25 protein-coding genes are annotated in these 26,168 nt (G+C 34.0%); 24 read left to right on the top strand and 1 reads right to left on the bottom strand.

The window, feature by feature from the left end; all coding sequences use genetic code 11:
* Nucleotides 1-10: 10 nt before the first annotated feature.
* From ftsH to BKH42_RS06135, 9 genes are all read left to right on the top strand, one after another.
* Entirely contained in the window at nt 11-1,930 is a 1,920-nt protein-coding gene (gene ftsH, locus BKH42_RS06175; RefSeq protein WP_095295755.1) for an ATP-dependent zinc metalloprotease FtsH, read from the top strand.
* A 1-nt stretch (nt 1,931) separates the two neighbouring features.
* Nucleotides 1,932-2,543, top strand: coding sequence for a phosphatidylserine decarboxylase (locus BKH42_RS06170; RefSeq protein ID WP_095295754.1), 612 nt, complete (start codon nt 1,932-1,934; stop codon nt 2,541-2,543).
* Complete coding sequence (pssA, locus tag BKH42_RS06165; protein ID WP_095295753.1) at nt 2,540-3,292, top strand: CDP-diacylglycerol--serine O-phosphatidyltransferase; 753 nt, start codon at nt 2,540-2,542, stop codon at nt 3,290-3,292. Before BKH42_RS06170 ends, pssA begins: the two co-directional genes overlap by 4 nt.
* Before the next feature lie 149 nt (nt 3,293-3,441).
* Nucleotides 3,442-4,992: a 2-isopropylmalate synthase gene (locus BKH42_RS06160; protein ID WP_095295752.1), complete on the top strand. Its 1,551-nt coding sequence runs from the start codon at nt 3,442-3,444 to the stop codon at nt 4,990-4,992.
* The gene (locus tag BKH42_RS06155) at nt 4,989-7,223 is read left to right on the top strand and encodes a heavy metal translocating P-type ATPase (protein WP_275542220.1); all 2,235 of its coding nucleotides are present in this window, start codon (nt 4,989-4,991) and stop codon (nt 7,221-7,223) included. The genes BKH42_RS06160 and BKH42_RS06155 overlap by 4 nt, the downstream gene beginning before the upstream one ends.
* Nucleotides 7,220-7,423 carry a copper ion binding protein gene (locus tag BKH42_RS06150; protein ID WP_095295751.1) on the top strand — a complete coding sequence of 68 codons (204 nt, stop codon included), beginning with the start codon at nt 7,220-7,222 and terminating at the stop codon, nt 7,421-7,423. The genes BKH42_RS06155 and BKH42_RS06150 overlap by 4 nt, the downstream gene beginning before the upstream one ends.
* 39 nt (nt 7,424-7,462) lie before the next feature.
* Nucleotides 7,463-9,115, top strand: coding sequence for an ABC transporter ATP-binding protein (locus tag BKH42_RS06145; protein WP_095295750.1), 1,653 nt, complete (start codon nt 7,463-7,465; stop codon nt 9,113-9,115).
* Nucleotides 9,099-10,283, top strand: a complete 1,185-nt coding sequence (locus BKH42_RS06140; protein ID WP_180674001.1) for an MFS transporter — start codon at nt 9,099-9,101, stop codon at nt 10,281-10,283. Before BKH42_RS06145 ends, BKH42_RS06140 begins: the two co-directional genes overlap by 17 nt.
* 26 nt (nt 10,284-10,309) lie before the next feature.
* Complete coding sequence (locus tag BKH42_RS06135) at nt 10,310-10,975, top strand: metallophosphoesterase (protein WP_095295748.1); 666 nt, start codon at nt 10,310-10,312, stop codon at nt 10,973-10,975.
* 9 nt (nt 10,976-10,984) lie between these two features.
* On the opposite strand, the gene nusA is transcribed toward BKH42_RS06135, so the two are convergent.
* Nucleotides 10,985-12,118, bottom strand: coding sequence for a transcription termination factor NusA (gene nusA / locus BKH42_RS06130; protein ID WP_095295747.1), 1,134 nt, complete (start codon nt 12,116-12,118; stop codon nt 10,985-10,987).
* Between the two features lie 214 nt (nt 12,119-12,332).
* On the opposite strand from nusA, the gene BKH42_RS06125 reads away from it, so the two are divergent.
* The 15 genes from BKH42_RS06125 to BKH42_RS06055 all read left to right on the top strand — a co-directional run bounded on the left by BKH42_RS06125 (nt 12,333) and on the right by BKH42_RS06055 (nt 26,003).
* The gene (locus BKH42_RS06125; protein WP_095295746.1) at nt 12,333-12,575 is read left to right on the top strand and encodes an HP0268 family nuclease; all 243 of its coding nucleotides are present in this window, start codon (nt 12,333-12,335) and stop codon (nt 12,573-12,575) included.
* 10 nt (nt 12,576-12,585) lie between these two features.
* Nucleotides 12,586-13,893, top strand: coding sequence for a tRNA (N6-isopentenyl adenosine(37)-C2)-methylthiotransferase MiaB (miaB, locus tag BKH42_RS06120; RefSeq protein WP_095295745.1), 1,308 nt, complete (start codon nt 12,586-12,588; stop codon nt 13,891-13,893).
* A 62-nt stretch (nt 13,894-13,955) separates the two neighbouring features.
* Entirely contained in the window at nt 13,956-14,516 is a 561-nt protein-coding gene (locus BKH42_RS06115) for a lysophospholipid acyltransferase family protein (RefSeq protein WP_343286869.1), read from the top strand.
* Nucleotides 14,517-14,568: 52 nt separating this feature from the next.
* Entirely contained in the window at nt 14,569-15,591 is a 1,023-nt protein-coding gene (locus tag BKH42_RS06110) for a hypothetical protein (protein ID WP_095295743.1), read from the top strand.
* Entirely contained in the window at nt 15,588-16,130 is a 543-nt protein-coding gene (locus BKH42_RS06105; RefSeq protein ID WP_095295742.1) for a hypothetical protein, read from the top strand. Before BKH42_RS06110 ends, BKH42_RS06105 begins: the two co-directional genes overlap by 4 nt.
* Complete coding sequence (locus tag BKH42_RS06100; protein WP_095295741.1) at nt 16,127-16,717, top strand: hypothetical protein; 591 nt, start codon at nt 16,127-16,129, stop codon at nt 16,715-16,717. The genes BKH42_RS06105 and BKH42_RS06100 overlap by 4 nt, the downstream gene beginning before the upstream one ends.
* A 127-nt stretch (nt 16,718-16,844) precedes the next feature.
* Nucleotides 16,845-18,254 (top strand): major outer membrane protein, encoded by a 1,410-nt coding sequence (locus tag BKH42_RS06095; protein ID WP_095295740.1) that lies wholly within the window; start codon nt 16,845-16,847, stop codon nt 18,252-18,254.
* A 187-nt stretch (nt 18,255-18,441) separates the two neighbouring features.
* Nucleotides 18,442-19,863 (top strand): hypothetical protein, encoded by a 1,422-nt coding sequence (locus tag BKH42_RS06090; protein ID WP_095295739.1) that lies wholly within the window; start codon nt 18,442-18,444, stop codon nt 19,861-19,863.
* 86 nt (nt 19,864-19,949) lie between these two features.
* Nucleotides 19,950-20,336: a YkgJ family cysteine cluster protein gene (locus BKH42_RS06085; protein ID WP_095295738.1), complete on the top strand. Its 387-nt coding sequence runs from the start codon at nt 19,950-19,952 to the stop codon at nt 20,334-20,336.
* Nucleotides 20,318-21,589: an ATP-dependent nuclease subunit B gene (locus BKH42_RS06080; protein WP_095295737.1), complete on the top strand. Its 1,272-nt coding sequence runs from the start codon at nt 20,318-20,320 to the stop codon at nt 21,587-21,589. Before BKH42_RS06085 ends, BKH42_RS06080 begins: the two co-directional genes overlap by 19 nt.
* Complete coding sequence (locus tag BKH42_RS06075; protein ID WP_257874278.1) at nt 21,586-22,266, top strand: hypothetical protein; 681 nt, start codon at nt 21,586-21,588, stop codon at nt 22,264-22,266. The genes BKH42_RS06080 and BKH42_RS06075 overlap by 4 nt, the downstream gene beginning before the upstream one ends.
* Before the next feature lie 61 nt (nt 22,267-22,327).
* Nucleotides 22,328-22,579: a YfhL family 4Fe-4S dicluster ferredoxin gene (locus BKH42_RS06070; RefSeq protein WP_095295735.1), complete on the top strand. Its 252-nt coding sequence runs from the start codon at nt 22,328-22,330 to the stop codon at nt 22,577-22,579.
* Nucleotides 22,579-24,054 carry a Ppx/GppA phosphatase family protein gene (locus BKH42_RS06065; RefSeq protein ID WP_095295734.1) on the top strand — a complete coding sequence of 492 codons (1,476 nt, stop codon included), beginning with the start codon at nt 22,579-22,581 and terminating at the stop codon, nt 24,052-24,054. Before BKH42_RS06070 ends, BKH42_RS06065 begins: the two co-directional genes overlap by 1 nt.
* A complete protein-coding gene (gene waaC, locus BKH42_RS06060) occupies nt 24,055-25,098 on the top strand; it encodes a lipopolysaccharide heptosyltransferase I (protein ID WP_095295733.1) in 1,044 nt (347 codons plus the stop codon).
* Nucleotides 25,095-26,003 carry a lipid A biosynthesis lauroyl acyltransferase gene (locus BKH42_RS06055; RefSeq protein ID WP_095295732.1) on the top strand — a complete coding sequence of 303 codons (909 nt, stop codon included), beginning with the start codon at nt 25,095-25,097 and terminating at the stop codon, nt 26,001-26,003. The genes waaC and BKH42_RS06055 overlap by 4 nt, the downstream gene beginning before the upstream one ends.
* Nucleotides 26,004-26,168 lie beyond the last annotated feature (165 nt).

Here is a 26,168-nt window from a genome sequence, read left to right as displayed (position 1 = left end):
CGAGGAAAAAATGTCACAAAAAAACAATCAAAATCCAAACAACCCCAACAATAAAAAACCATTTACGCAAAACCCTATCTTGATGTTGATTATTTTTGTGGTGATTGCTTTGATTGCATTTAAAATTATGAATCCACAAGAAGGTGATTTGAGTGATCGTTTTGGGGTAAACACAACAAAAAAAATAGATTATTCTGAACTTAAAGATATCATAAAAAATAAACAAGTTACTTCTGTGAGTATCGGTCAAACCATCATCAAAGCTATTGGAGTTAATTCAAACAATCAAAAAATCACTTATATCGCCAAGAAGGTTCAAGATCCATCACTTGTGCCATTACTAGAGCAACAAAAAATTGACTATAGTGGTTTTAGTGAGTCAAATTTTTTTACAGATCTGTTTAGTTGGTTGCTCCCTATATTTATTATCTTGGGTTTGTGGATGTTTATGGCAAATCGAATGCAAAAAAATATGGGAGGAGGGATCTTTGGTATGGGAAGCTCTAAGAAGCTTGTAAATGCAGAGAAACCTAAGGTGAGATTTGATGATATGGCAGGAAATCAAGAAGCAAAAGAAGAGGTTGTTGAAATAGTAGATTTTTTAAAATATCCTGATAGATACGCCTCTTTAGGAGCGAAGATTCCTAAGGGAGTTTTGCTCGTGGGTCCTCCTGGTACTGGAAAGACACTTTTGGCAAAGGCAGTTGCTGGAGAGGCAAATGTGCCATTTTTTTCAATGAGTGGAAGTAGCTTTATTGAGATGTTTGTAGGACTTGGAGCTAGCAGAGTTAGAGATTTGTTTGAGATGGCAAAAAAAGAGGCACCAAGCATTATATTTATCGATGAGATTGATGCAATTGGAAAATCTCGTGCTGCTGGAGGTATGGTGAGCGGGAATGATGAGCGTGAACAAACCTTAAATCAACTCCTTGCAGAGATGGATGGATTTGGATCTGAAAATTCACCGGTGATTGTCTTGGCAGCCACAAATAGGCCAGAAGTGCTTGATTCTGCGTTGCTTAGACCAGGTAGATTTGATAGGCAAGTGCTTGTCGATGAACCTGATTTTAATGGTAGGGTGGAGATTTTGAAAGTTCATATTAAAGCCATTAAAATTGGTCGAGATGTAGATTTGCAAGAGATTGCTAGACTCACAGCAGGTTTAGCGGGAGCAGATTTGGCCAACATTATCAATGAAGCCGCACTTTTAGCAGGAAGAAACAATGAAAAACAAGTGAGTCAAAAGCACCTCAAAGAGGCAGTAGAGAGAGGTATTGCAGGTTTAGAAAAAAAATCTCGCCGTATTTCGCCTAAAGATAAAAAGATTGTGGCTTATCATGAAAGTGGACATGCTGTTGTTTCGGAAATGACAGAAGGTTCAGCTAGAGTGAATAAGGTTTCTATCATTCCTAGAGGAATGGCAGCATTGGGGTATACTCTGAATACTCCAGAAGATAATAAATATCTCAAGCAAAAACATGAACTTTTTGCAGAAATTGATGTTTTGCTTGGTGGTAGGGTTGCTGAGGATGTATTTTTAGGAGAAATCTCTACAGGCGCTAGTAATGATCTAGAGAGAGCTACAGATATCTTAAAGGCCATGGTGAGCTATTATGGAATGACTGATGTCAGTGGGCTTATGGTTTTAGAAAAACGTCGGAATAATTTTTTGGGTGCAGGTGCGGGAAATGTGCGTGAGTTTAGTGAGAAAACTGCAGAAAATATGGATGAGTTTATCAAAAAAACACTTAGCGATCGTTATGCTCAGGTCAAAAAATTATTAGAGGATTATAGGGAAGCTATTGAGAAAATGGCTCAGGAGTTACTTGAAAAAGAAGTCATTGATGGAGACAGAGTAAGAGAGATTATTTCAGATTTTGAGATTCAAAACAATCTTCCAAGTAAATTGGTCAATAGAGAAGAGAATTAAGATGACAGATACCCAGATTATTGCAAAAGAAGGTTATAAGGGCATCATTATAATCACTATTTTTGTTGTTATTTTTTTATGGCTGGGTTGGAATATTTTTATTTTTTTATCTTTTTTATGCTTGATCTTGTCGATATTTGGTTTTAGAAATCCTGAGAGACTTGCAGAAGATAAGTTCAATCCCATTTTGATAGCCCCTATTGATGGCAAGATCATTCAAGTGTCTAATAAAGAAGGCTTTATATGTGTTGCTATTGATGTGGATTGGCTTGATGTTGGGATACTTAGGAGCCCTGTAGATGTTTTGGAATATAAAATAGTCAAAAAAAATGGGCTATTTTTAAGATTTTCAGATAATGAATTGAAAAATAATCTCAATACTCAAATCACTTTTTTTTCTACAGGGAAATATGACTTTAAAATCGAGCTTTACCCTCAAATTTTTTCTTCAGCTAAGTTTTACAACAAACCCGCTTTTATAAGTAATGATAGGATGGGTTTTATGAAACTGGGCGAACTCAAACTTTTCTTTCCTGCAAAATTTTTAGATTTAAAAGTCAATGTAGGTGATAAAATAAAAGGCGGACAAACTTTAATAGGATACATAAAATGAATATCAATCCACTCTATGCACTTCCCAATCTTTTCACAGCAGGAAGTATTTTTTTAGGCGTTATGAGTATTGTTTTTTCTTCGAATTCTGATTTCCAGTTGGCTTGTTATTTTATTCTGGTCTCGATGGTTTTAGATGGTCTTGATGGAAGAGTTGCTAGAATAACCCATACAACGAGCAAGTTTGGAGTCGAGTTTGATTCTTTAGCTGATGTAATTGCTTTTGGAGTTGCTCCTTCAATGCTTTTGTATTTTTATATGGGTCAAAGTTATATATCCAATGGAGAGGGATATAAGATTGTTGTGTCAGCTTTGTTTGTGATTTTTGGGGCTATCAGGTTAGCGAGGTTTAATATTGGAAGTTCTGAAAATGAACCAAACTCATTTGTTGGACTCCCCATTCCTTCTGCAGCGGTTTTGATTGTGTTGTGGATATTGATGGATATTAAATATGATATTTTTTCCGTAGAATACAAATATATTCTTCTTATTGTTGCTTTCATTTCAGGGATATTGATGGTCAGCAATATTCGTTATCCAAGTTTTAAGAAGGTTAAATGGAATCTAAAAACTTTTGTGATTTTATTGATTTTTTTGGCAGTTGTATTTGCAAACTACAATAGGGCATTCATTGAAACATTGACTTTATTGATGTCTTTATATGTTATTTATGGGATTTTTCGTTGGTTGCTTTTGATTCTTAGAATGCAACTCAAGAGAATTTTTAGCTCGTTTAACAAAAAAAGATAGACTTAATAAAACTTCAAGGAGTAATTCAATGAGAGTGTGTATTTTTATTACTTATCATTGTAGCAAAAAAATTTACTCCACCCTCCTTCTGGGCATTTAAATCCTTAATTTTTTACTGCTTACAAATAATATAATTAAAAGGATCATGAATGTCTAGTGTGATTAAGATTTTTGATACAACTTTAAGAGATGGCGAACAGAGTCCTGGTGCTTCAATGAATATTGAAGAAAAAATTAAAATAGCAAAACAACTTGAAAAATTAGGTGTGGATATTATTGAAGCGGGGTTTGCAGCAGCTAGTCCAGGGGATTTTGAAGCAATTGAGCGGATATCAGAGGTTGTAAAAACAAGCACCATTTGTTCTCTTTGTAGGGCTATTGATAAGGATATTTTGGCAGCTGCAAATGCACTTAAAAAAGCCACATCCAAACGAATTCATACCTTCATAGCAACTTCCCCCATTCACATGGAATATAAGCTAAAAATGAAACCAAATGAGGTTATTAAAAGAGCGGTTGATTCTATTACATATGCTAAAAGTTTGGTTGATGATGTGCAATTTAGTTGTGAAGATGCCTCTAGAAGTGACATAGGATTTTTAAAAGAAATTCTTGCAGCTGCTATGGAAGCAGGAGCCAACACTCTTAATCTCCCTGATACTGTAGGGTATGTACTTCCAAGCGAGATGGGTAGCATCATCAAAGAAATTTCAGATTTTGTAGGCACAAGAGCAACTTTATCTGTACATTGTCATAACGATCTAGGATTGGCGGTGGTGAATTCTATTTATGGGATTCAAAATGGAGCAAGACAGGTAGAATGCACCATAAATGGATTGGGTGAACGTGCCGGAAATACAGCACTTGAAGAAGTTGTGATGATATTAAAAACTAGAAAAGATTTGTTTGGCAGCTTTAGTAATAAAATCAAAACTCAAGAAATTTATGCTTCTAGTAAATTGGTCGCAGATATTACAGGTATTAGACCCCAACCAAACAAAGCCATAGTGGGACAAAATGCCTTCGCACACGAAAGTGGTATTCATCAAGATGGGATGCTTAAAAATCCTGAGACTTATGAAATTATGAAACCTGCTGATATTGGAATCATTAAAGCCAATACTTTAGTGCTTGGGAAACATTCAGGTAGGGCGGCATTTAAGGATAAGATTAAATCTTTGGGATTTAGTGTTACAGAGGATGAATTGAATGCTGCATTTGAACGTTTTAAAATTCTTTGCGATAGCAAAAAAGAGATTTTTGATGATGATATTCGTGCAATTTTAAATGAAGAAACTATCCATATACCGCAAATTTTTTCTCTTGAACTTATTCAAATCAGTGCAAATTCTTCAGGGAAATACTCTGCAGTTTTGAGTATCAAGAGGGATGGAATTGAATACAGTGATTGTGCTTTAGGAAATGGAAGTGTGGATAGTATTTTAAAGGGCATTGACAGGATTACTGGCATTAAGGGAAATTTGAAAGATTATCAAGCTCAAGCACTTAGTGGCGGAAAAGATGCCTTGGCAAAGGTAGTGGTAAAGGTTGAATTTGAAGAGGGAAAACCCGCTATAATTGGTCATGGAATGGATATTGATACGATGAATGCCACTGCAAAAGCATATGTTTGTGCCCTCAATAGCTATTTGAGTATGAAAGATCTCATAGCTGATAAAAAGGGAACAATGTGTCTGTGAAAAATATAAAAACACAGAGGTTTTATATTGAAGGTATGACTTGTTCGGCTTGCTCTTTAGGGATTGAACGTTCTTTAAAGAGAAAAGATTTTATTTATGACATAGAGGTAAATTTGCTTTCAAAAACCGCTAAAGTTTCCTATGAAGAGGGCAAGACAAATTTGGAAGAAATTTTTGCCATCATTACTAAACTTGGATATTCTCCAAGTCTAGATCAGCTAACACAAACACAAAATCAAGCTAAAGGATTGTTTGAGCAGTTTGAAAAAAAATTCCTTTCTCGTAAAATAAAGCTAATTTTGGCGATTATCTTTACTTTAGGTACGTTGTATTTATCAATGATTGGAATGTTTTTTGATGCCTTCATACCATCTTTTTTGCTTCACCCCAAGATAAATGGAGTTTTGCAACTTTTATTCACACTTATTGTAATGCATATGGGAAGAATGTTTTATTTTAGAGGATTTGGATCTTTACTTGCAGGTAATCCAAATATGGACACACTTATTGCAATAGGTACAGCAAGTGCGTTCCTTTATAGTTTTTATTTGGTTGTGAATATTTTTATGGGTGCACAGGTTAATGGACTTTATTTTGAGAGTGTCTGTATGATTATTATGTTCGTGCTTATTGGCAAAAGCATTGAAGAAAAATCAAAATTAAAAGCTACAGATGCACTTAAGAGGCTTATGTCCCATACAAGCAAAACGGCTATAAAGGTAGAAAATAACAAAGAAATACAAATCAGTATTGATGAAATTTCTATTGATGATGTCATAAAGGTTCTTCCAGGTAGTCATATCCCCGTAGATGGAATTATCCTTGAAGGTGAGGTCAATATTGATGAATCAATGCTTTCAGGAGAGGTGCTTCCTGTTTTTAAAGTTTCTGGTCATAATGTATATTCAGGGACTATTAATACAGATAGAGCATTTTTGATGCGTGCAAGTAAATCCTCAAAAGATAGTACTCTTAGTCAGATTATTCATTTGATTCAAAATGCACAAGATAGCAAGGCTCCTATTGCTAGAATTGCTGATAAAGTTTCAGGAATTTTTGTACCAGTCGTGATTATGATTGCAGTTTTAGCAGGTATATTTTGGTGGGTGTATCAAGAAGATTTTGGTTTTGGACTTCAAATATTTGTGAGTGTGCTTGTTATTTCGTGTCCTTGTGCCTTAGGTCTTGCAACACCTATGTCTATTATGATAGGAAGTGGAAGGGCAGCTTATGGAGGTATATTTTTTAAAAATGCTAAAGCATTAGAAAATACACAGAAAGTTACTACAGTTGTGTTTGACAAAACAGGCACATTGAGCGTTGGAAAACCTATGGTTGAAAAAGTTTTGATATTTGATGACACATTAGATAAAAAAGAAATGATAGCCTTAGCAAGTGGCGTAGAAAGTGGGAGTGAACACTTGATTGCTAAATCTATCATTGAATATGCCAAAACTGAGCACATAATACCCAAAAATGCCAAAGATTTTCACACAAAGGCAGGCTTTGGTATCAGTGCAAATATTGATGGGAAAATTATCAAGCTAGGGAATGAGGAAAATTTCAACTTCATGGCTCCTTTAAATCTTCCAAATGATGAAGCTATCGTTGTTTTGGTTGGAGAACAAGGAGATAATGATCGCTTATTAGGAGCTTTTATACTCAAAGATAAACTTAAGCCTAAAGTCAGAGAATATATCGCCAAACTTAAGAATATGGATATTAGGACAATTCTTTTGAGTGGAGATAATTCATCAAGTGTTCAGGCTATTGCAGATGAAATTGGTATTGATGAAGCTATTTCAAGAGCAAAGCCTGATGACAAACTTGAAAAAATTAAATCCCTCAAAAAAGAAAAAGAAATTGTGATGATGGTGGGCGATGGGATGAATGATGCTCCTGCGTTAGCTAGTGCGGATATTTCTTTAGTGATGGCAAAAGGAAGCGATGTGAGTGTTCAAGTAGCAGATATTATTAGTTTTAATAATGATATAAAATCTGTTGTGAATGCCATTTCACTTAGTGGAGCAACGATAAAGAATATTAAAGAGAACTTATTTTGGGCTTTTTGTTATAATGTCATATTCATACCTCTAGCTTGTGGAGTTGCATATAAAGCGGGGATCCTTTTAAACCCTATGATTGCTTCTTTAGCAATGAGTTTGAGTAGCCTTAGTGTTGTTTTAAATGCCCAGAGGCTAAGAAAATTTAAATTTAAGGATTTAAAATGAAAAAGGAATTCAAAGTCGCTGGAATGAGTTGTCAAAAATGTGTTGATAAGATTGAAAAGTTTGTCGGAGAAATTGATGGAGTTGAGTTGATTGAAGTGGATTTGACAAAAAAAATTGTAAATGTTCAATTTGAATTTCCTGCGAATGAAAAAATGATTTCAGATGCAATTTTAGATGCTGGATTTGAGATCATTTCTTGAAACATTAGCAGACTTATTGAATTTATATAAGGCACTTTGATGAGAATTTTTTTAAAGAGGTTTCGTCCTTATATTGAGGCGTACTATTATCATTTTTTTATTGCATTTTTAGCCACACTCCTTACCGCAGGCTGTACTGCTTGGGGAACATATTTAGTCAAACCAGTTCTAGATGATATTTTTATCAAAAAAGATACTTCAATGCTTGTTTTTTTGCCATTTTTAGTTGTATTGGCATATTTTGGAAAAAGTTTTGGAATGTATGTTCAGATGTATTTTATGAATTACATTGGTCTAGACATTATTAGAAAGATTCGTGATCGTATGCTAGAGCATTTGCTAAAAATGGAAATAGATTTTTTCAATAAAATGCGAAGTGGAGAGCTAATATCTAGAATCACTAATGATATTGGTCTTATTCGTGCGAGTGTTTCAAATTTTTTAGCTGAATTTGTTCGTGAATCTCTTACGGTTATAGGGCTTGTGTGTGTTGTTGTCTACCAGAGTCCAAAACTTGCTGTGGTCGGACTTATTATTATGCCTTTAGCAATTTATCCATTAGCTAGTATCATTAAAAAAATCAAAAAAATCTCAAGACTCAATCAAGAGAAGAATTCAGATATTACTGCAAAGCTTTCAGAAATATTCAACAATGTAGAAATCATCAAGGCAAGCAATGGCGAGAAGATAGAACAAAAAATTTTCACAGAAGAAAATCATAAATTCTTCAAGTTGGGGCTTAAGGCGACCTTGATTGGACAATTATCTTCTCCGCTAATGGAGTTTTTGGGATCTATTGCTATTGCTTTGGTGATTTATCTAGGGGGAGCTGAGGTCATTGCAGGAAAAATGAGTGCAGGAGCATTTTTTTCTTTCATCACCGCTCTTTTTATGCTTTATACTCCTTTTAAGCGTTTGGTTAATATTGCTTCCTCATTTCAAGAAGCTTTTGTTGCTGCTGATAGGATCTTTGAAATACTTGATAGAGAACCCAAAATAAAAGATGGAGAAGCATCTCTTTGTGCACCTATTGAAAGGATTAGTTTCAAAGATGTGTGTTTAAAATATGATGACACACGTGCATTAAATAAAGTGAATGTGGAGTTTTTTAAAAATCAAATCGTTGCGTTGGTTGGCAAAAGCGGTAGTGGAAAAAGCTCACTTGTAAATTTGATATTGCGTTTATATGAACCAAATTCTGGAGAAATTTTTATCAATGATGTTTCCATACAGTCCTATAGACAAGAGAGTATAAGAGATAATATTGCTATCGTGACACAGAGAATTTTTATTTTTAATGATAGTATTTGTGCCAATGTTGCATACGGAGGAAAATACGACAGAGAGAAAGTCATTCAAAGCTTAAAAAAAGCACAAGCTTGGGATTTTGTTTCTGAGTTACCCAATGGGATTGATACGATCTTAGATGAGTTTGGAGCAAATTTAAGCGGTGGCCAGAGACAGAGAATAGCTATTGCTAGAGCTATCTATAAAGATCCTGAAGTGCTGATTTTGGATGAAGCAACCTCCGCATTAGATGCAAAAACAGAAGAAGATTTCAAAGATACCATTGATTGTATAGCTAAAAATAAAATTATCATTCTCATTGCACATCGTCCTAGTACTATTGAGCTTGCACATAGAATCTATCGTTTTGAAAATGGGGAAATTATTGATGAAGTCAAAAGATAGCACTAAATCATTAAACTTTTTATTTGCTATTGCTGTTGGCGTGATAGTAGCTAATTTGTATTATGCTCAGCCCATACTGGCGAATATCTCTGATTCTTTGGGTATTCCTATCAATGATATTGCTTTAATAACTACTCTTACTCAAATTGGCTATGCAATAGGATTGTTTTTTCTTGTACCTTTGCTTGATGTGATTGAAAATAAGAGATTGATAATTTCTATGATACTTTTGAATGCCTTAGCGCTATTTTTTATAAGTATTTCTGAGGGTTTTTACAAACTTATTTTTATGTCTTTATGTGTGGGTATTTCTGCCTCTAGCGTACAGATGATTGTGCCATTTGGAGCATCAATGTCTTGTATTAAAAATACAGGAGCAACAATAGGAAAGATTATGAGCGGGTTACTTTTTGGAATTATGTTAGCACGTCCATTTTCTAGCTTTGTCTCTGGAGTGATAAAATGGCAAGGAGTATTTTTCATCTCTGCAGTGTTAAGTTTGATTTTGGCAGTCGTGTTTTTGTTTGCTATTCCTTCTAGAAAACCATCACATAGATTAAATTATTTCCAACTCATCTATTCAATGCTGGGATTATTTAAAACTATTTCAATTCTAAGACAGAGAGGCTTTTACCATTTTTTAGCTTTTGGTGCTTTTTGTTTGTTTTGGATTGTTACCCCCTTGGTTTTAGTTGAAATTTTTGATTTCAATAACAATGAAGTCGCATTGTTTGCCCTTATAGGAGTCATAGGTGCATTGGTTGCACCATTGGCAGGAAGGTTCGCAGATAGCGGCAAAAGTGATTGGGCAACAGGAATAGCCCTTTTAGCTGTAGGTATTTCAATGTTTTTATCAATTTTTTATATAGAAAATCGTATTGTTGCTTTTGTTTGGTTGGCATTTTGTGGGATTGTGCTTGATTTTGGTGTGTCTTTAAATCTTGTTATTGGGCAACGTATAATTTATGTACTTGGAAATGATATTCGAGCTAGGCTTAATTCATTATATATGGTGATGTTTTTCATAGGTGGTGCTATGGGTTCTTATTTGGGCGGGTATCTTTATGCTCATTTTGGGTATCAAATAGCTTTTTTTGTTGGCGGAATGATGGGTATTTTAGGTTTTTTATCGTTTATGTGGAATTTAATAAAAAATAAACTAAAATAACAAAAATTCATTTTGAGAAAAACCCAATGAAATTTCATTTAAGTTTGGATACCTTTGTTATTTCTGATAGCCATTTTGGACATTCTGATGTTCTTTTAAAAGAGCCTGTGCGTAATATTTTGGCAATGAAAAATGGTTTTGATAACTTTGATTGTTATAGCGTGAATGTATGGAATGCCAATATCAATACTGGAGATTTTGTTTTGCATCTTGGAGATCTGTATTTTAATGCAGGGTATAAGTATCTCCATAAACTAAATGGCAATAAAAAACTCCTAGTGGGGAATAATGATCTGAAAAAATATAAGCTTTTAAAAGATTATGAGGACTGGAGTTTATGTAAAAAAATAAAGCTTAAGATAGACAATAAAAAAGCAATCTTACAAAAATTGGAGCTCAAATGGGGCAAGGCTTTTAAAAAAGACAAACTTTTAAATGCCATCGTACTTGATATGGGAATTCATCGTGTCATGTTCTCTCACTTTCCTGTAATGAGCAGAAAAAAAAATGATCGCTATTGTGATACAAGAGATATGCTAGATAGTGTTTATAGGATGTGCGATTGTTCGCTAAATATACACGGGCATACTCATTCTCGGGATACCTCAAATAAATTTTGCGTGAATGTGAGCGGAGAGAGAATAGGCTTTATCCCTGTTAAAATTAGGGATATATTGGCTTTGCATTCTTAAAGATTAATTCTAATCCTTAAATAGCGACTGCAAAGCATCTACACCGACTTTTGATGTATTTGTTTCTTGGTGATGAGCTTGTTTTTCCGAAGTGATCTCAATGAGTTGTATTTCATGTTCTGTGAGCATAGAAGCTAGACGAATATTGATACCATTTTTTCCAATTGCTTTGCTTTTTTGATCACTCATAAGCGTTATGATCGCCTTAGGTGGGAAATTTTCACTTTCAGGAGGCTGAATTTTGATACTGATGATATTTGCTGGTGAAATTGCTTTGGAAATAAAAATTTCAGGGACTTCAGAGTATTCAATACAGTCTATATTTTCCCCATTCAATTCTCTGCTTACAGCATTTATACGCACCCCTTTAACCCCCACACTAGAACCAATGGGATCGATTTTTGGATTATTAGAATAAACAGCAATTTTTGCACGCTCACCTGGTATTCTGGCACTCTTTGCTATGATGACTTCACCATCTTTAATCTCTGGAACTTCAAGTTTGAGGAGTTCTTCTAGCATTTTTGGAGTTGTGCGCGAGAGTTCCAAATGAATCCCATCTCTATCAATCCCAACGTGTTTGAGAATGCAAGAAACGGTATTGCCTACGACGAATTTTTCACCTTTAATGCGATTTTTTATAGGAAGAATGCCACGCACTTCATCTATTTCAATAAACGTATTTTGATTTTCATCTACTCTCACAACAACCCCTGTGATAATTTTACCGACATTGGATTTGAATTTTTCAAAGAGCTGATTTTCGATGGTACGTTGTATATTAAATTCTAGATCTTTGAATAACAAATTCACAGCATTTCTACTCATGTCTTCCAAACTTAGTTCATATTTGATTTCATCTCCAATATTTACATCTTGCGACATTTCTTTGGCTTTAGAAATAGGCATAAATTTATGAGAATTTTCATTGGCTATCACATCTTTATCTTCGCATACAATCAGGGTTTGGACAAGCTTTAATGTTCTATCTTTTTGATTTTCTTCCACAGAGTACTCAATATTTTCATCAATTTCTTTTTTTGCCATTTTGATGATAGAATCTTTAACAACCTGCGAAACCATTGAAACTTGCAATCCTTTTTCATAAGCAATTAGCTCTATGATGTCTAGTATTTTTTCCATTTAATTCCTTCTTAAGTTTTATCCCGAAATTTGCTTGATTGTGAAGATTAACGAAGCAGGGAGATTTTTCGATGTCAAATCGAAGAGGTTTGGCGGACATTATAACAGAATTTTATTCAAAATGTTTTTAATCCTTCTTGGAATATCAAACTTTCTATAAGGCAAATCTAGCTAGAATGTCATCTAAGAATATTTTAAACATGGAGCTGTAGCAATGGAATTGATACTCGCAAAAACAAGCATTGAAGAAAAACCTCAGAAAATCACTTTAGAGAAGTTGGCTCAAAAACTTGAACCAAATCATAACCAATTGTTCTATTTTGATAAGGAAAATAATCATAAAGATCTTTTGAAAGCGGTTAGTTTTTTTCAATCCAAGGGGAGGAATGCATATCTCTCAGAAGTCAAATTTGGACTTGATGAAAAAGATTACATTTATGAGCTTCATATCGTTTAAGCGAGTTTGAATGAAACTATATATAGAAACTTTGGGATGTGCAATGAATATGCGAGATAGTGAGCATATGATAGCAGAACTTAGATCCAAAGAAGGCTATGAGCTCACACATGAGGCTCAAGAGGCTGACCTCATACTCATCAATACCTGCAGCGTGAGAGAAAAACCTGAACGCAAACTTTTTTCTGAAATAGGGCAGTTTGCTAAGATTAAAAAGCCTGGTGCAAAGATTGGTGTTTGTGGTTGCACTGCAAGTCATATGGGAGAAGAGATTATTAAAAAAGCTCCAAGCGTAAATTTTGTACTAGGAGCACGAAATGTTTCAAAGATTTCTGAAGTGATTCATAAAAACAAAGCTGTGGAAGTTGAGCTTGATTATGATGATAGCACCTATGTGTTTGATGCATCAAGAAATACTGGCGTGAAAGCTTTGTTAAATATATCCATAGGTTGCGATAAGAAATGTGCCTATTGTATCGTTCCGCATACAAGAGGGAAAGAAATCTCAATTCCTTCAGATATGATTGTTTCTGAGGCCAGGAAACTTGCTCAAAATGGAGTTAAAGAATTAATGCTTTTAGGCCAGAATGTCAATAACTATGGGGTTCGTTTTTCTACTAAGCATAAGAGGATAAATTTTGCGGACTTGCTTAGAGAAATAAGCGATATTGAAGGAATTCAAAGGATCCGTTTTACTTCTCCTCATCCCTTACATATGGACGATGAATTTTTGGAGGAATTTGCCACCAATACAAAAGTATGTAAATCCATTCATATGCCATTACAAAGTGGATCTAGTAATATTTTAAAAAAAATGAGGAGAGGATACAACAAGGAATGGTATCTCAATCGAGTCCAAAAACTTCAATCCCTTCTCCCTAATGTTACTATTGGAACAGATATTATTGTTGGATTTCCCGGAGAGAGCGAAGAGGATTTTGATCACACAATGGATGTTCTTCAAAAGGTTCAATTTGATACGCTTTATAGTTTTGTGTACTCTCCACGTCCGCATACTGAATCTCATCTTTGGGGAGATGAAGGTAGGGTTCCTTCAGAGATAGCATCTGCTAGGCTTTCTAGACTTCAAGCCATGCATCGAGAAATTCTCACTCTAAAAGCAAAAAAAGAAATAGGCAATACCCATCAGGTTTTAGTAGAAAATATAAAGGAAACAGGAGACGTTTTTTCTGAAGGTAGGAGTGATAATGGAAAGCTAATTAAAATTCCTGATGAGGTATTTAAGATAGGTGATATTGTGAGTGTGAAAGTGATCCATAATGAAGGTGGGAGCTTGATAGGAAGACCTGTTATATGAGCTTAAAAGGCTTCAAGCAAAAGATTATTTTAGCTATTTTACCTCGTTTGATATGGTGTGTCATGTGGCTATTATATTTGAGTTGTAAAAATAGATTTCATCTTTATGAAGGACTTAAAGAAACTAATTTTATCTCAAGTTTTTGGCACGGAGAGTTCTTAATGTTGCCTTTTGCGTATATTAAATCCAAAAAAAAATCCAAAATTTGCGTCATTTCTAGCAATCATTTTGATGGAGAGTTGATGGTAAGACTCTACAGTTTTTTTGGTTTTCATACTATTAGGGGTTCTACAAATAAGGGAGGAACTAGAGTTTTGATTGAGTCTTTTCGCCACTTAAAAGATGGTTGGGATATGGGGATTACTCCTGATGGACCTAGGGGACCTTATCATCATATAGCAGATGGCGTGGTTGCCATGGCTCAAAAAACAGGTGTTGGAGTAAGTGTCACTAAAGTTGTTTTCAGCCGTTATTATGAACTCCGTACTTGGGATAAATTCAAAATACCAAAACCTTTTTCCACAATAGATTATTACATGCTAGAACCTTTTTTTATTCCCAAAGATATGAGTATGCAGGAGGCAAAAAGATTGGTGCAAGAGCGAATGGAAGAATCTTTATGACAAAATATTTCATTTTTGGTAGAATTATTCAAAATGAAACAATGGATTTGTAATGAGTATTTTTAATTTTCCTAAGCTGATCAGAACGTTTTTTTCAAATGTCTTTATTGGGATAAATATTGATGGAAGGACGTGTTCTATTAAAATCATCCGAATAAAAGATGGAAAAACATTAGAAAATATCAATAGAGAATTTAAAACCATCAACAATGAAATTCCCATAGAAGCGGTAAAACTTATCCGTAAATATCAGAAAAAATATTCTTTTTGCTATATAGGAGTAATGTCAAAGAGCTATAATCAAGGGGTAATCAGATCAAAAGAAAAAAAAGAAGATTATTCTAAATACGGTATCGATGCAAAAGAATGTAATATAATTGATTTTAAAACTTGGAAGGTCTATATAAAAAATGCAGAAATTAAAGAAAATATAGAGAAGTTTTTTAAAATCAATGGAATTGACTATCTATTTTCTCCTTTTGTGATTATTTATTCGAAGATAAAAAATGAACTTGATAGCAAAACAAGACTTTATATTCTTCAAGAAAGAAGCAGTATTTCTCTGCTTGTCGCAGATAATGCTGAGATTTATTTTGGGGGATACTTTATGGTAGAAGGAGAAATGGAAGATGTGAATATTTCTGATACAAATACAGAAAATTTCTTTGATGTTGTGATTCCCAAAGATCATAAAGAAGAAATTGAAGAAGATTTTGATGACGAAATTGAAGATTTAGAAGATTTGGATTCTGATATTTTTATCAATAAGCTGAACGAAAAACTCCTTATAGATAATCAAGAAGAAAATCTTACAAAGGGGAAGGTAGATGATATTTACAAAGTCTCTGTTGTTGCAGATATCATTCAAAACTCTTTAATGGAATTTTATTCCAACGATTTATACGATAGCAAGTTTATTGAGGAGTTTGTTATTTTAGATGTTTATGGAATGAGTGAAGGGGCATTGGATTATCTAAGAGATAAGATGATGATTCAAGTATCAAAGAAATCTTTTTCTCTAACAGATGCACTTGCAGATCTTTCTAGGATAGAGTTTGAGAGGACAAAAAAATGAATTTAAGTTTCATTGCTTCCAAGCCTAAGTATATTTTTACCAAAATCACCAAGGTATGGATTTTTTATATAATTTTTTCCTTGGTAATTTTATTTGGGTTTGCCTCATTGCTTAAATACCAGATTTTTCTCTCCAAAGCAAGAGTGGATAATTATCACGACAAACAGGCATTTTATTATGCCCAGATAAGGAAAATTGATGCCTATGAAGCACGCATAGTTTTGGAATCTGAACTCGCCAAAGATAGAGGAGTTCATAATGTTATGATACGTGATGCAGTTATAAATTTATTTAATATTATTCCTGATCAAATCACTATCAGTTATATTGAAATTGGAAATGATTCTTTGAGACTGAAGGGCTTAACACCTTCAAAAGAAGTTTTCAACTTCTTGCTTCAAGATCCTTTGAAGGCAATTTTTGGAAAAAGTTCTGTAACGTTTTTTCCTCTCTCAAGCGGTTGGTATAATTTTGTCTCTCTCAGTAAATCAAAAACTTCTATCATCGAATCTCCTGAATCAGAGGAAGCTCAAAAATGAAGTCAAATGATAAAAAAATTAAAACAAGAGATTTTTTCTATATTGAGATAGATGCTGAACTCGTAATAAGAAATATGATTTTTTTTCTTGTGTTTTGTATCCTTATTGGAGTGAGTATGAATTATGCTTTGTGGCCTATGATAATAGCTTATAAGCAACAGCATATTGATGAAAAGAAGGCAAAAATTATATTCAATCAAGTGGAAAAGGATCTTAATACCGCTCAGGCATCTTTGAAAAAAACAAAAACTATCAATCAGCATTTTTTAGATGCGATTAATTACCCTTCTACTAGTGATAAACTTGCAAAATTTTTGGGAAAATATTTTAAAAATATCGAAGTTATCAAAAAAAGTAGTGAAAATAATTTAGAAAAGCAAATCAAAAAAGAGGTATATTTTGTTAGTGGAGAGGTAACCGATATTCAGACGATGAATACTCTATTGGGGGAGCTTAAAAATACTCCTATGAGTGTTGAAATTTTATTACCTGTTGTGATAAGAAAAGCACAAAAAGATGACAAGCTCATTTTAGAGTTTTATATCAATATAGAAAAAAGCACTTATAAACCAGAAATAGCACTATGAGATTAATGCCTTACATATATCAAAAACAATAACACATATCAATATCATTTCAGAATATTTAAAGTGAGTTCTTTATAGTATTTTTTGCGATAAAAATAATATTGCAAAAAATAAATTAAGGAAGTCAATGAAATATAAAGTTTTAGCAATTACTCTTGGGTTTGGTTTGAGCGTTTCTGAGGCATCATCTTTAAAAGATGCTCTTGAAAATTCAAATATCAAAGGCTTTGCTTTTGGTCGCTACAGCGTTATGGGGGGTAAAGATGCACAGGGACAACGCTATCAGTTTCGCACAAAAATAGATCTAACTTCCGGGGAAATAGATGGATACTCGCTCACAGGGGGTATATTTTTCTCTCAAGGATCAGGCACTCCAGATGAAGGGAATTATACTAACGATGATATACAAGGAAGTAGGGGCGTGAGAACTGATATGAGTGGTTCAGATGTCTTTAATATCAGCAATCTTTATATTAACAAAAACTTTTCCAATACAAAAACAAGTGTTCAGATTGGTCAAATGAATATTATCAGTCCTTTCACTGACAAAAGCGTGGATAGGGGTATTGGTGCTTTTGCTCAAAATTCAGATATTAATGGGTTGAAATTTTCTCTTTCAGGTTATGATACTTGGATCACTGATGATATTTATATTGTCGCACAAGCAAGTAAATTAACTGGAGATTCCAATAAAAAGGGTGCGGGGATAGGGAATAATCTTGTTATTGCAGGAGTAGATGGAGATTATGATTTAGATGAAAATGCTATGCATCATTTGAATTTTAAACTTTATGATTTGTGGGCACATCATCTTATTGATTATATGATATTTGCAGAATTGGGGTATAGATATAACTTCGGAGAACATACCTATGTGAAGGTAATGGGGCAGATTGCTGCAAGTGGGGTGAATAAGATCGCTGAATTTAAAAGCAAGAGCATTTATTTAAATACTTATTTTTCCAATAAAGTCGACGCTGAATCACTTCCTTTTGGACACATGCAGGATATAGCTAATAATAGAGGACTTTACAATCTTCAAGCGAGCGTAGAGATACATAAATTTTATGCAGAAGTTGGTTTTGCAGGAAGTTTTGGTGATGGGTATGGGGCATTACTAGATAATGTTGGGGGTTTTAATACTGCAGGAAAACTTTGGAATGGTTCGCAAGGTCACGGTGCAGATGGATTTGGTTTTTTGGGTAGTGGGGCTACAAAAAATACTTCTATAAATGCTCTTTATGCACAATTAGATTATAAAATCGGATCTTTTATCCTTACTTTAGATGGGGCGTGGATAAGCGGGGAAAATAATCACCCATTATTGTTGGCAGGTTCACATACAGAAGGCAGGGACTATAGGGGAAAAGTGGCTGGATATCCAGATAAAAGAACAATGGATGCGTCTTTTGTTGAGATCACTCCTAGTATTTCATATAAAGTGGGTAAAAAGCTAACAGTTCAGATTTATTATGCAAGTATATTTGGAGATATATCGTTAAATAGAACTAGATTGCAGATTACCTATAATTTTTAAAAATTTTAAACCCACACTAGAGTAAAAAGTATTGCGTTATAAAGATACTTATTGAAGGGAACTTGTGGAGTGTGAAATCATTTTTAAACATTTTTTTAATAAAAATATCTTAATTCTCTTTTAAGTTTCTCCAATTATAATAAATTTGTCTTAACGATTTATTAACAAAAAATTAAGGAGTTTCAGGATGAAGATGTTAAAGATTGCCTCTTTGGTTTGTCTAAGTGCAGCGGTTTTGAGTGCTAGTTCGCTTAAAGATGCCATAGAAAATGCCACTTTAGATGGCTGGGTTAGAGGGAAGTATTTTTATAGTGATGGGAGAGATGGTTCAGGTCAGGGTTATCAGATGTTTTTCTTGCCAACTATTCATTCAGGAGAGGTGAATGGATATAGTCTTTCTGTGGGAGTGTTTGCAGCCTATGGGCCAGGTGTGCCTGATGCTGTAACATCAGATAATGCTATTGGTGGTTCTAGGGCTCCTAGAATTGATCAAAGTTCTGCTCCAGATGTTTTTAATATCAGTAATCTTTACATAAATAAAACATTTGAATCTACAAAAACCACCATAAGATTAGGTCAAATGAATATTGTATCAGCACTCAATGCCGGAACTACTTGGGGAGATAGGGGACTTGGGGGCATGATCACCAATGAGGATATTACAGGCATCAAACTTTATATTTCTGCTTATGATAGCTGGATGACAGATAATATTATGCTAATGATGAATGAAAAAGGCACAATTGGTATCGGTAATAACCTCGTCATAATGGGTATTGAGAGCAATAAAGGTTTGCCTATAAAAGGACTGGGTTTCAAGCTTTATTATAGTTGGGCACAAAAACTTTATGATCTGATGATGTTTGGAGATGTTCATTATAAATATGATTTTGATAATGGTCTTTCTGTTGGTGTATTAGGTCAAGTTGCTGGAACAGTGATGAATGATAGTGAGGCATTCCACACAAAAGGTAAAGCTTTAGGAAGCTATTTTAGTTTGCTCAGAGATGGTACTTCATATGGTGGTATTGCAAAGACTAGGGGTATTTTTAATCTACAAGCAAATCTTAAATTTGCAGGCTACACTACAAAATTAGGCTATATCGGAAGTTTTGGTCAGGGATATGGAACAATGCTAGATAGTAAAGGTGGCTTTGATGTGGGAGGTCAGTTGTGGAATGGTATTATTGCTGGTGGCATTATGGGATTTGGCTGGACAGGAACAGGATCAGTAAAAAATACAGGTTTGCAAGCAGTGTATTTTACTCATAAATATCAATTTCACAATGGTTTTGGTCTTGGACTTGATTTGGTATGGGTTGGGAACGGATATGATAATGGCAACCGATTTCCTTATATGAGACAAGGTTCAGAAAGACTTAGAGATGAAGCGGTTCGTTCCAAAGCAGCAGGAATGCCAATAAAAAATAGGGGGGGGGTCATTCCTGCTAGAAGCACAAACCTAACTCAAGACTCTGAGTTATTTGAGATATCTCCACAGATCAGCTATAAATTCACTAAAGATTTCAGTGGATCTCTTGTTTATTCTCAACTCGTTGGAGATATGCTAATGGGTAGAGGTGTGGTAACCTTAAAATATAATTTCTAAAAATACTCAGATTTTCTTCTTGTAATAAGCCCTTTTTAGGGCTTTCTTTTATATAATCTCCCAATATCGTTGTCAAAAGGCTTGGAATGGAATTTGATTTTCGTTTTGATAAAAGTGAGTGCAATACTTGTGGAGGAAAATGTTGTGTGGGTGAAAGTGGATACATTTTTGCCAATATTGATGAAATGTTGAAAATTAGTAATTTTTTGAATATTTCATTTGATAAATTCACACAAACTTATGTTAAAAAGGTAGGGTATAAATTTTCATTTTTAGAGAAGATGAGTGTAGATGGTCAGGCCTGTATTTTTTTTGATGATAATACCAAAAAATGCCTTATTTATGAAGTCAGACCCAAACAATGCGTAGATTTCCCATTTTGGGAGGGTTATAAGAAGGAAAATATAGATAAAAAAATATTAAAGGATTTGTACAGACTATGCAAGGGTGTGAAATGCTTAAAAAAAATCTAGTTAGGAGTTCTTGTCTGATTTTCTGTATTTGCTTGAATGCAAACACTTTTTCAGAAGATTCATATTTAATGTTAAGTTCAGATGCCTTTAATAGAGGAGATTTTGCTGCTGCAAAGGATGGGTACCTCACTCTTTATGAGAGGACAAAAAATATCTCTTACGCTAAAGAAGCGGCAATATCTGCAGCGAATATGGGTGATTTAGAGACCGCCTCAAAATTGGCTTTGATTTATCAAAACACCACTAAAAATACAAATGATCTATCTACCAACAAGATATTGGTAGATACTTATATGAAAATGGGGGATATTAAAAAAGCAATCTCACTATTAGAAAATATCAAAAAGCAAGAAGATTCTTTGCCTGTGAAAAATGTTTTAGGTACGCTTTATTTAAGTGAAAAAGAATTTGACAAAGCGTTCTTGCTTTTGGATAGCTATTATAATCAAACTCACGATGAAGAGGCATTGGGCAAACTATTGATGATTTATTTCACCAAGAATAATTCTAATACTGGACTCAGTTTGCTCAAATCGCATTTGCAAGAATATGGATGCTCAGATCAGCTTTGTCAAAAAAGCATTGATATTTTTGCCCGTCTTAACGATATGAATGATGCTCAAAAAATTTTTCAAAATATTTATGATAAATCTCCTACCGTAGAAAATGCAAGGTATTTGATTTGGATACTTGCTTCTCAAAAAAAATACAAACAGGCACAAGACATTGCACAAAAATTTCCCCTAAACAGGCATCTTTTGTTAGAATTATATGTGGTGCAGAAGAATTTTGCAGCAGCCTCTAAACAGGCAGGACTTATTTATCAAGAAAGACAAAACCCAAAATATTTAGGACTTGAAGCGATTTATTTATTTGAATCTCTACAACATCCTCAAATAAATCAGATAAAAAGAATCGTTAAAAAACTAGAAACATCCATCAAAGAACGAAAAGAAGAAATCAGATCCATCAAGGAAAATTTGAATTCTCAAGATGCATTTTTTTATAATTTTTTGGGTTATATGCTTATAGATTATGACATTGATATCAAGAAGGGAATTGATTATGTGAAGGTTGCACTAGAGATTGATCCAAGCTCAATTTCTTATGTGGATTCTCTTGCCTGGGGTTATTATAAACTTGGAAAATGTGCAGAAGCTAAAAAGATTTTTGCAACCATACCTGATGATCAAATACGAGCTGAACCCGAGCTGAACTCGCATTTTCAAAGTATTCAGTCTTGTCAAAAATGATGCACTATTCTCTCAAAACTTTTGAAAATCTTAAAAAAAGTATTCAGCGTAGAGAAGGGCTTTTGCCATTTGATTTTTTAGGAAGGACTTTAGCATATAACCCTTATGTCCCTAGAGCTTTGGTGAGTGATTTAGCTAGAGATGGAAAAATTGCAAAAAAATGTTTTAATTACCCAGCGTTTTCATATGAGAGACTTTCTTTTGTGATAGATTTAGATTCAGAGTTCATAATGGTGGATTTTAGGACTACTTATGAAGAAAATATTTTAGGAGCAGGTGATTTTGATTGTCTGACGCAACTAAGGAGATATTCTCAAAAGTTTATTATACACAATGATATTTTTCTTAATGAATACCAGATATTAGAGTCTTGTATTTACGGGAGTGATTGCATCGTGCTTGATGCAGAGATTTTGGGTAAAGATTTGGCGAGTATGTGCGAGTTTGCAATCAGACTTGCACTCATTCCTATTGTAAAAATCACTTCTTTAAAAAACCTTAAATCTGCAATTTTTGCAAAAGCACAGGTTTTTTATATCACCCAAGATTTTTCAAATTTAATTGCATCTGTTCCTAATTCTAAGATTATCTTGTGTGATTTGCCCTCTGATGTCAGTGAATTAGATGAAAAAAGTTCTTATGGGGTCGATATGTTTTTTGTTCAAGCATTGGATTAAATAAATGTTAAGAATGTTTTAGCTAAAAGATGAATCGCAAAAATCTTATTGGAGTTTAGATATGTCCTTATTGATAAATGATGAATGTATTGCATGTGATGCGTGTAGAGAAGAGTGTCCCAATGAAGCTATTGACGAAGGAGATCCTATTTATGTTATTGATCCAGATAAATGCACTGAGTGTGTGGGTTATGACGATGAGCCAAATTGCGTAGGTGCGTGTCCTGTGGATGCTATTTCTCCTGATCCTGACAATGTTGAAAGTTTTGAAGAGTTGAAATATAAATACGAACAACTTCAAAAGAGTGAGTGATGGCAAAAGTAACGACCGTTATTGATATCGGATCTAATTCGGCGAGAATGGCGATTTTTCGTAAGACTAGTCGATTTGGTTTTTACCTTTTGTGCGAAATCAAGTCCAAGGTTAGGATATCAGAAGGTAGTTATGAATTTGGTGGGATGTTGCAAGAAATTCCTATGAAAAGGGCTTTGAGTGCTTTAATAGAATTCAAGCAAATCTCTGAAAAATACGGTAGCAGAAAGCTTTTTTGTGTCGCTACAAGTGCCATCAGAGACGCTCCTAATGCAAGAGACTTTTTAAGAGCAGTCAAGCAAGCTTGTGGAATAGATATTAAGGTCATTGATGGGAAGAAAGAGGCTTTTTATGGAGGCATCGCCTGTGCAAATCTTTCTCACAAAAAAGATGGAATCACTATTGATATTGGTGGAGGAAGTACGGAATGTGCCATCATCAAGGAAGGTAAAATTATTGATTTGATTTCCCTTAACATCGGTACAATAAGACTCAAAGAGCTTTTTTTTGATAAAAATCAAGATTTAGACATTGCAAAAGAATTTATTAAAAAAGAGCTTGAAAAAATACCTCAATTTTATAAACATTTCAATGTATTTGGTATTGGCGGGACTATTCGGGCTATCTCAAAGATGATAATGAGGAATTCAAAATATCCTATTGATGTTTTACATGGTTATGAAGTGGATGTAAAAAAACATTTCTCCTTCATAGAAAGAATTTATGCTATTGAAGAAGAAAAACTCTCTTCAATAGGTGTTACAGAAGATAGAAAGGATAATATTCAAAGTGGAGCATTGATATTTGCTATGCTACTTAAAAAATTCGAGGCTAAAAACATAATCACTAGTGGTGTTGGTGTCAGAGAGGGAGTTTTTTTAAGTGATTTGTTGCGCAATCAGAAATATTCTTTTCCCAACAACTTGAATCCATCTTTAAACGCACTTAAAGATAGATTTTTATCCTATTCTCGCCATGGGGAAAATGTTAAAAATCAGTGTTTGAGAATTTTTGATGCTCTCAAACCATTACACAAGATTGATGAAAAATATAAACTTCATTTATCTTGTGCAGGGATGTTTTCTAGTGTGGGTAGGATTTTGAGTTTTTACGATTCTCACGAGCATAGTGCCTATTTTTTGCTTCATGCACTTGATTATGGATTTTCTCATCAAGATAAGGCAATCATTTGTCTTTTGGCACAGTTTAGCAATAAAAAAATTCCAAAAGATATTTCTATCGCACATATCAGTGATATTATGCCCCCTATTTTAACTCTGCAATGGCTTAGTTTTATCTTAGGTATGGCAGAAGCAATGTGTGTGCTCACACCCCCTAAAGATATTTCTTATTCCTATGAAAAAGGTGCGTTGAAAGTGAATTCTTCTAAAGAACTTTATTTATCAACAGAAATTGTGCAAAAACTAATTAAACCTGTAGATTTTGATATAAAATTCCACGATAAAAGGATTTAATTGAGAATTGGAATTATTAGACTTTCCTCATTGGGGGACATCATTGTAAGCGTGGTTTTTTTACCATATCTTAAAAAAAAATATCCCGATATAGAAGTGCATTGGTTTGTTGATGAGAGATTTTCGCAAATACTTGAGCACTCGCCTTGTATTGATAAGATCCATAAACTTCCTTTTAAAAAAATTTTTCACTCATTCAATCCTTATCAATTTTATAAACTTTATAAAACCTTAAAATCCTATGGAGAGTACGATTTAATCATTGATATGCAAGGACTTTTAAAATCCGCGATTGTAGGAAAGATTATTGATAAAAAAAGATTTGTTGGTTTCAATAAAAACTCTATTCGTGAGAAAGTGGCAGCTTATTTTTATGACGAGGGAGTTGATATTGCTTATGAGAAAAATATTTTAGAACGCAATGCAAAAGTTTTGTTTTCAGCAGTAGGAGGGTTTGATGTTGTGCTTGAGGGAGAAAGTCACGAGCATTGGGTTGAGGAAGTGTCTAAAAACAGATCTGAGGCCTTTGGATTTACTCAAGCATCTCAATCAAAAATAGCCTCTCTTGGAGTTTTTGATGGTAGTAAAAAAACTATTTTGTTTATACTAGAAGCGTCGATAGAATCTAAAACTTACCCCATAGCACAGTATGTTGAATTAGCAAAACTTCTCAAGAATGAAAACACAAAAATTCTTCTTCCTTGGAAAGGAAATCCTCAAAAAGCACAAGAAGTTTTTGCACAAATACACACCTTTATAGATGCCTTGGTTTTACCTGAACTTAGTCAAGATGAACTTAAAGCACTGATTTCAAAGGTGGATGTAGTCATTGGCGGGGATACTGGTGTGACACATCTTGGGTGGGCTATGGGTAGGCCTTCCATTACTTTATATGGCAATACTCCCATAGAAAGATTAAAAGTGATTGGAGAGAGAAATATTTCACTCAGTGGCAATTTAAACGCCAATTGTGATAAAAATGATTTTTCAATTCAAAATATTTCTGCAGAGGAGATATTCAAATCCATAAGGAAAATACTTTGAACGTATTGACAAAATCACTTGAAGCGATCGTGAATTTTTTTGGCTTTATATTGGCAAAAATTCCTCATAGATGCTTTTTGTATGCGGTTGATTTTTTTGCATGGATAATGAGAATTCTTGATAAGAGACGATTTAAAGACGCAATGACAAATTTAGGTATAGTCTATGGGGATAAAATAAGCCAAGAAGATAAAAAAATAATTATCAAGAGATGTTATAGAAATTTTTCATTTATTCTGTTAGAAGGTATTCGTGTGGTTTATTTGCCTAGAGCAAAATACAAGAGTAGATTTGAAATTATTGATGAACACTATATTCTAGATTCTTTGGCAAAAAACGGAAGCGCTGTTTTTATGGGGGGTCATTTTGGGTATTGGGAGGCAATGGCCACAATACTTCCTGAGAGATACAGGCAATGCAATTTGGCATCTTTAGGAAGGCTTACGGATTACCAAGCCATCAACAAACTTATTATTAGCCGCAGAGAATATTGGGGTGTGAAACTCATTGATAAAAAAGGAGCCTTTAAACATTTGCTAAAAATGTATGCTAAAGGAAACGCATTAGCTGGAATTTTAGTCGATCAACATATGTCTAGAAATGAGGGAATAGAGGTCGATTTTTTTGGTAAAGAAGTTACTCATACCACTGTTGCCTCAATACTTTCAAGAAGATTTGGAATTGATATTGTGCCCGTATTCATTGATTTTAATACAGATTATTCAAAATTTCAAATCAAATTTTATCCTCCTATCAAAACAAAAAATACAGAGAATTATGAATCTGATATTTATGAAGCCACTCAATCACAAGCTAAGCTAACTGAGCAAGTTATCTCTGCTAACCCATCTAGCTGGTTCTGGTTCCACAAGCGATGGAAGGCAAGATATTCTCATCTTTACTAACCCTCCATCTTCTTTTCTCTGATTTTCTTCCAACCACTCCTTTTATCCTAAGCAAATCTTAAGCTATATGCTTGTAATATTCCACTCCCATTCAGGTGAGCCTCATTTAAAAACTCTTCTGGTATTTATCATTAAGTTTTCTGGGATTGAAACTCTTTGAATCTA

The sequence above is a fragment of the Helicobacter sp. 13S00482-2 genome (assembly GCF_002272795.1).
Lineage (GTDB): Bacteria > Campylobacterota > Campylobacteria > Campylobacterales > Helicobacteraceae > Helicobacter_J.
This window is presented reverse-complemented; position numbering and strand designations above follow the sequence as displayed.

Coding starts and splice junctions, on each gene's coding strand:
- ftsH (WP_095295755.1), top strand. CDS start 11: ATGTCACAAAAAAACAATCAAAATCCAAACAACCCCAACAATAAAAAA.
- BKH42_RS06170 (WP_095295754.1), top strand. CDS start 1,932: ATGACAGATACCCAGATTATTGCAAAAGAAGGTTATAAGGGCATCATT.
- pssA (WP_095295753.1), top strand. CDS start 2,540: ATGAATATCAATCCACTCTATGCACTTCCCAATCTTTTCACAGCAGGA.
- BKH42_RS06160 (WP_095295752.1), top strand. CDS start 3,442: ATGTCTAGTGTGATTAAGATTTTTGATACAACTTTAAGAGATGGCGAA.
- BKH42_RS06150 (WP_095295751.1), top strand. CDS start 7,220: ATGAAAAAGGAATTCAAAGTCGCTGGAATGAGTTGTCAAAAATGTGTT.
- BKH42_RS06145 (WP_095295750.1), top strand. CDS start 7,463: ATGAGAATTTTTTTAAAGAGGTTTCGTCCTTATATTGAGGCGTACTAT.
- BKH42_RS06140 (WP_180674001.1), top strand. CDS start 9,099: ATGAAGTCAAAAGATAGCACTAAATCATTAAACTTTTTATTTGCTATT.
- BKH42_RS06135 (WP_095295748.1), top strand. CDS start 10,310: ATGAAATTTCATTTAAGTTTGGATACCTTTGTTATTTCTGATAGCCAT.
- nusA (WP_095295747.1), bottom strand. CDS start 12,118: ATGGAAAAAATACTAGACATCATAGAGCTAATTGCTTATGAAAAAGGA.
- BKH42_RS06125 (WP_095295746.1), top strand. CDS start 12,333: ATGGAATTGATACTCGCAAAAACAAGCATTGAAGAAAAACCTCAGAAA.
- miaB (WP_095295745.1), top strand. CDS start 12,586: ATGAAACTATATATAGAAACTTTGGGATGTGCAATGAATATGCGAGAT.
- BKH42_RS06115 (WP_343286869.1), top strand. CDS start 13,956: ATGTGGCTATTATATTTGAGTTGTAAAAATAGATTTCATCTTTATGAA.
- BKH42_RS06110 (WP_095295743.1), top strand. CDS start 14,569: ATGAGTATTTTTAATTTTCCTAAGCTGATCAGAACGTTTTTTTCAAAT.
- BKH42_RS06105 (WP_095295742.1), top strand. CDS start 15,588: ATGAATTTAAGTTTCATTGCTTCCAAGCCTAAGTATATTTTTACCAAA.
- BKH42_RS06100 (WP_095295741.1), top strand. CDS start 16,127: ATGAAGTCAAATGATAAAAAAATTAAAACAAGAGATTTTTTCTATATT.
- BKH42_RS06095 (WP_095295740.1), top strand. CDS start 16,845: ATGAAATATAAAGTTTTAGCAATTACTCTTGGGTTTGGTTTGAGCGTT.
- BKH42_RS06090 (WP_095295739.1), top strand. CDS start 18,442: ATGAAGATGTTAAAGATTGCCTCTTTGGTTTGTCTAAGTGCAGCGGTT.
- BKH42_RS06085 (WP_095295738.1), top strand. CDS start 19,950: ATGGAATTTGATTTTCGTTTTGATAAAAGTGAGTGCAATACTTGTGGA.
- BKH42_RS06080 (WP_095295737.1), top strand. CDS start 20,318: ATGCTTAAAAAAAATCTAGTTAGGAGTTCTTGTCTGATTTTCTGTATT.
- BKH42_RS06075 (WP_257874278.1), top strand. CDS start 21,586: ATGATGCACTATTCTCTCAAAACTTTTGAAAATCTTAAAAAAAGTATT.
- BKH42_RS06070 (WP_095295735.1), top strand. CDS start 22,328: ATGTCCTTATTGATAAATGATGAATGTATTGCATGTGATGCGTGTAGA.
- BKH42_RS06065 (WP_095295734.1), top strand. CDS start 22,579: ATGGCAAAAGTAACGACCGTTATTGATATCGGATCTAATTCGGCGAGA.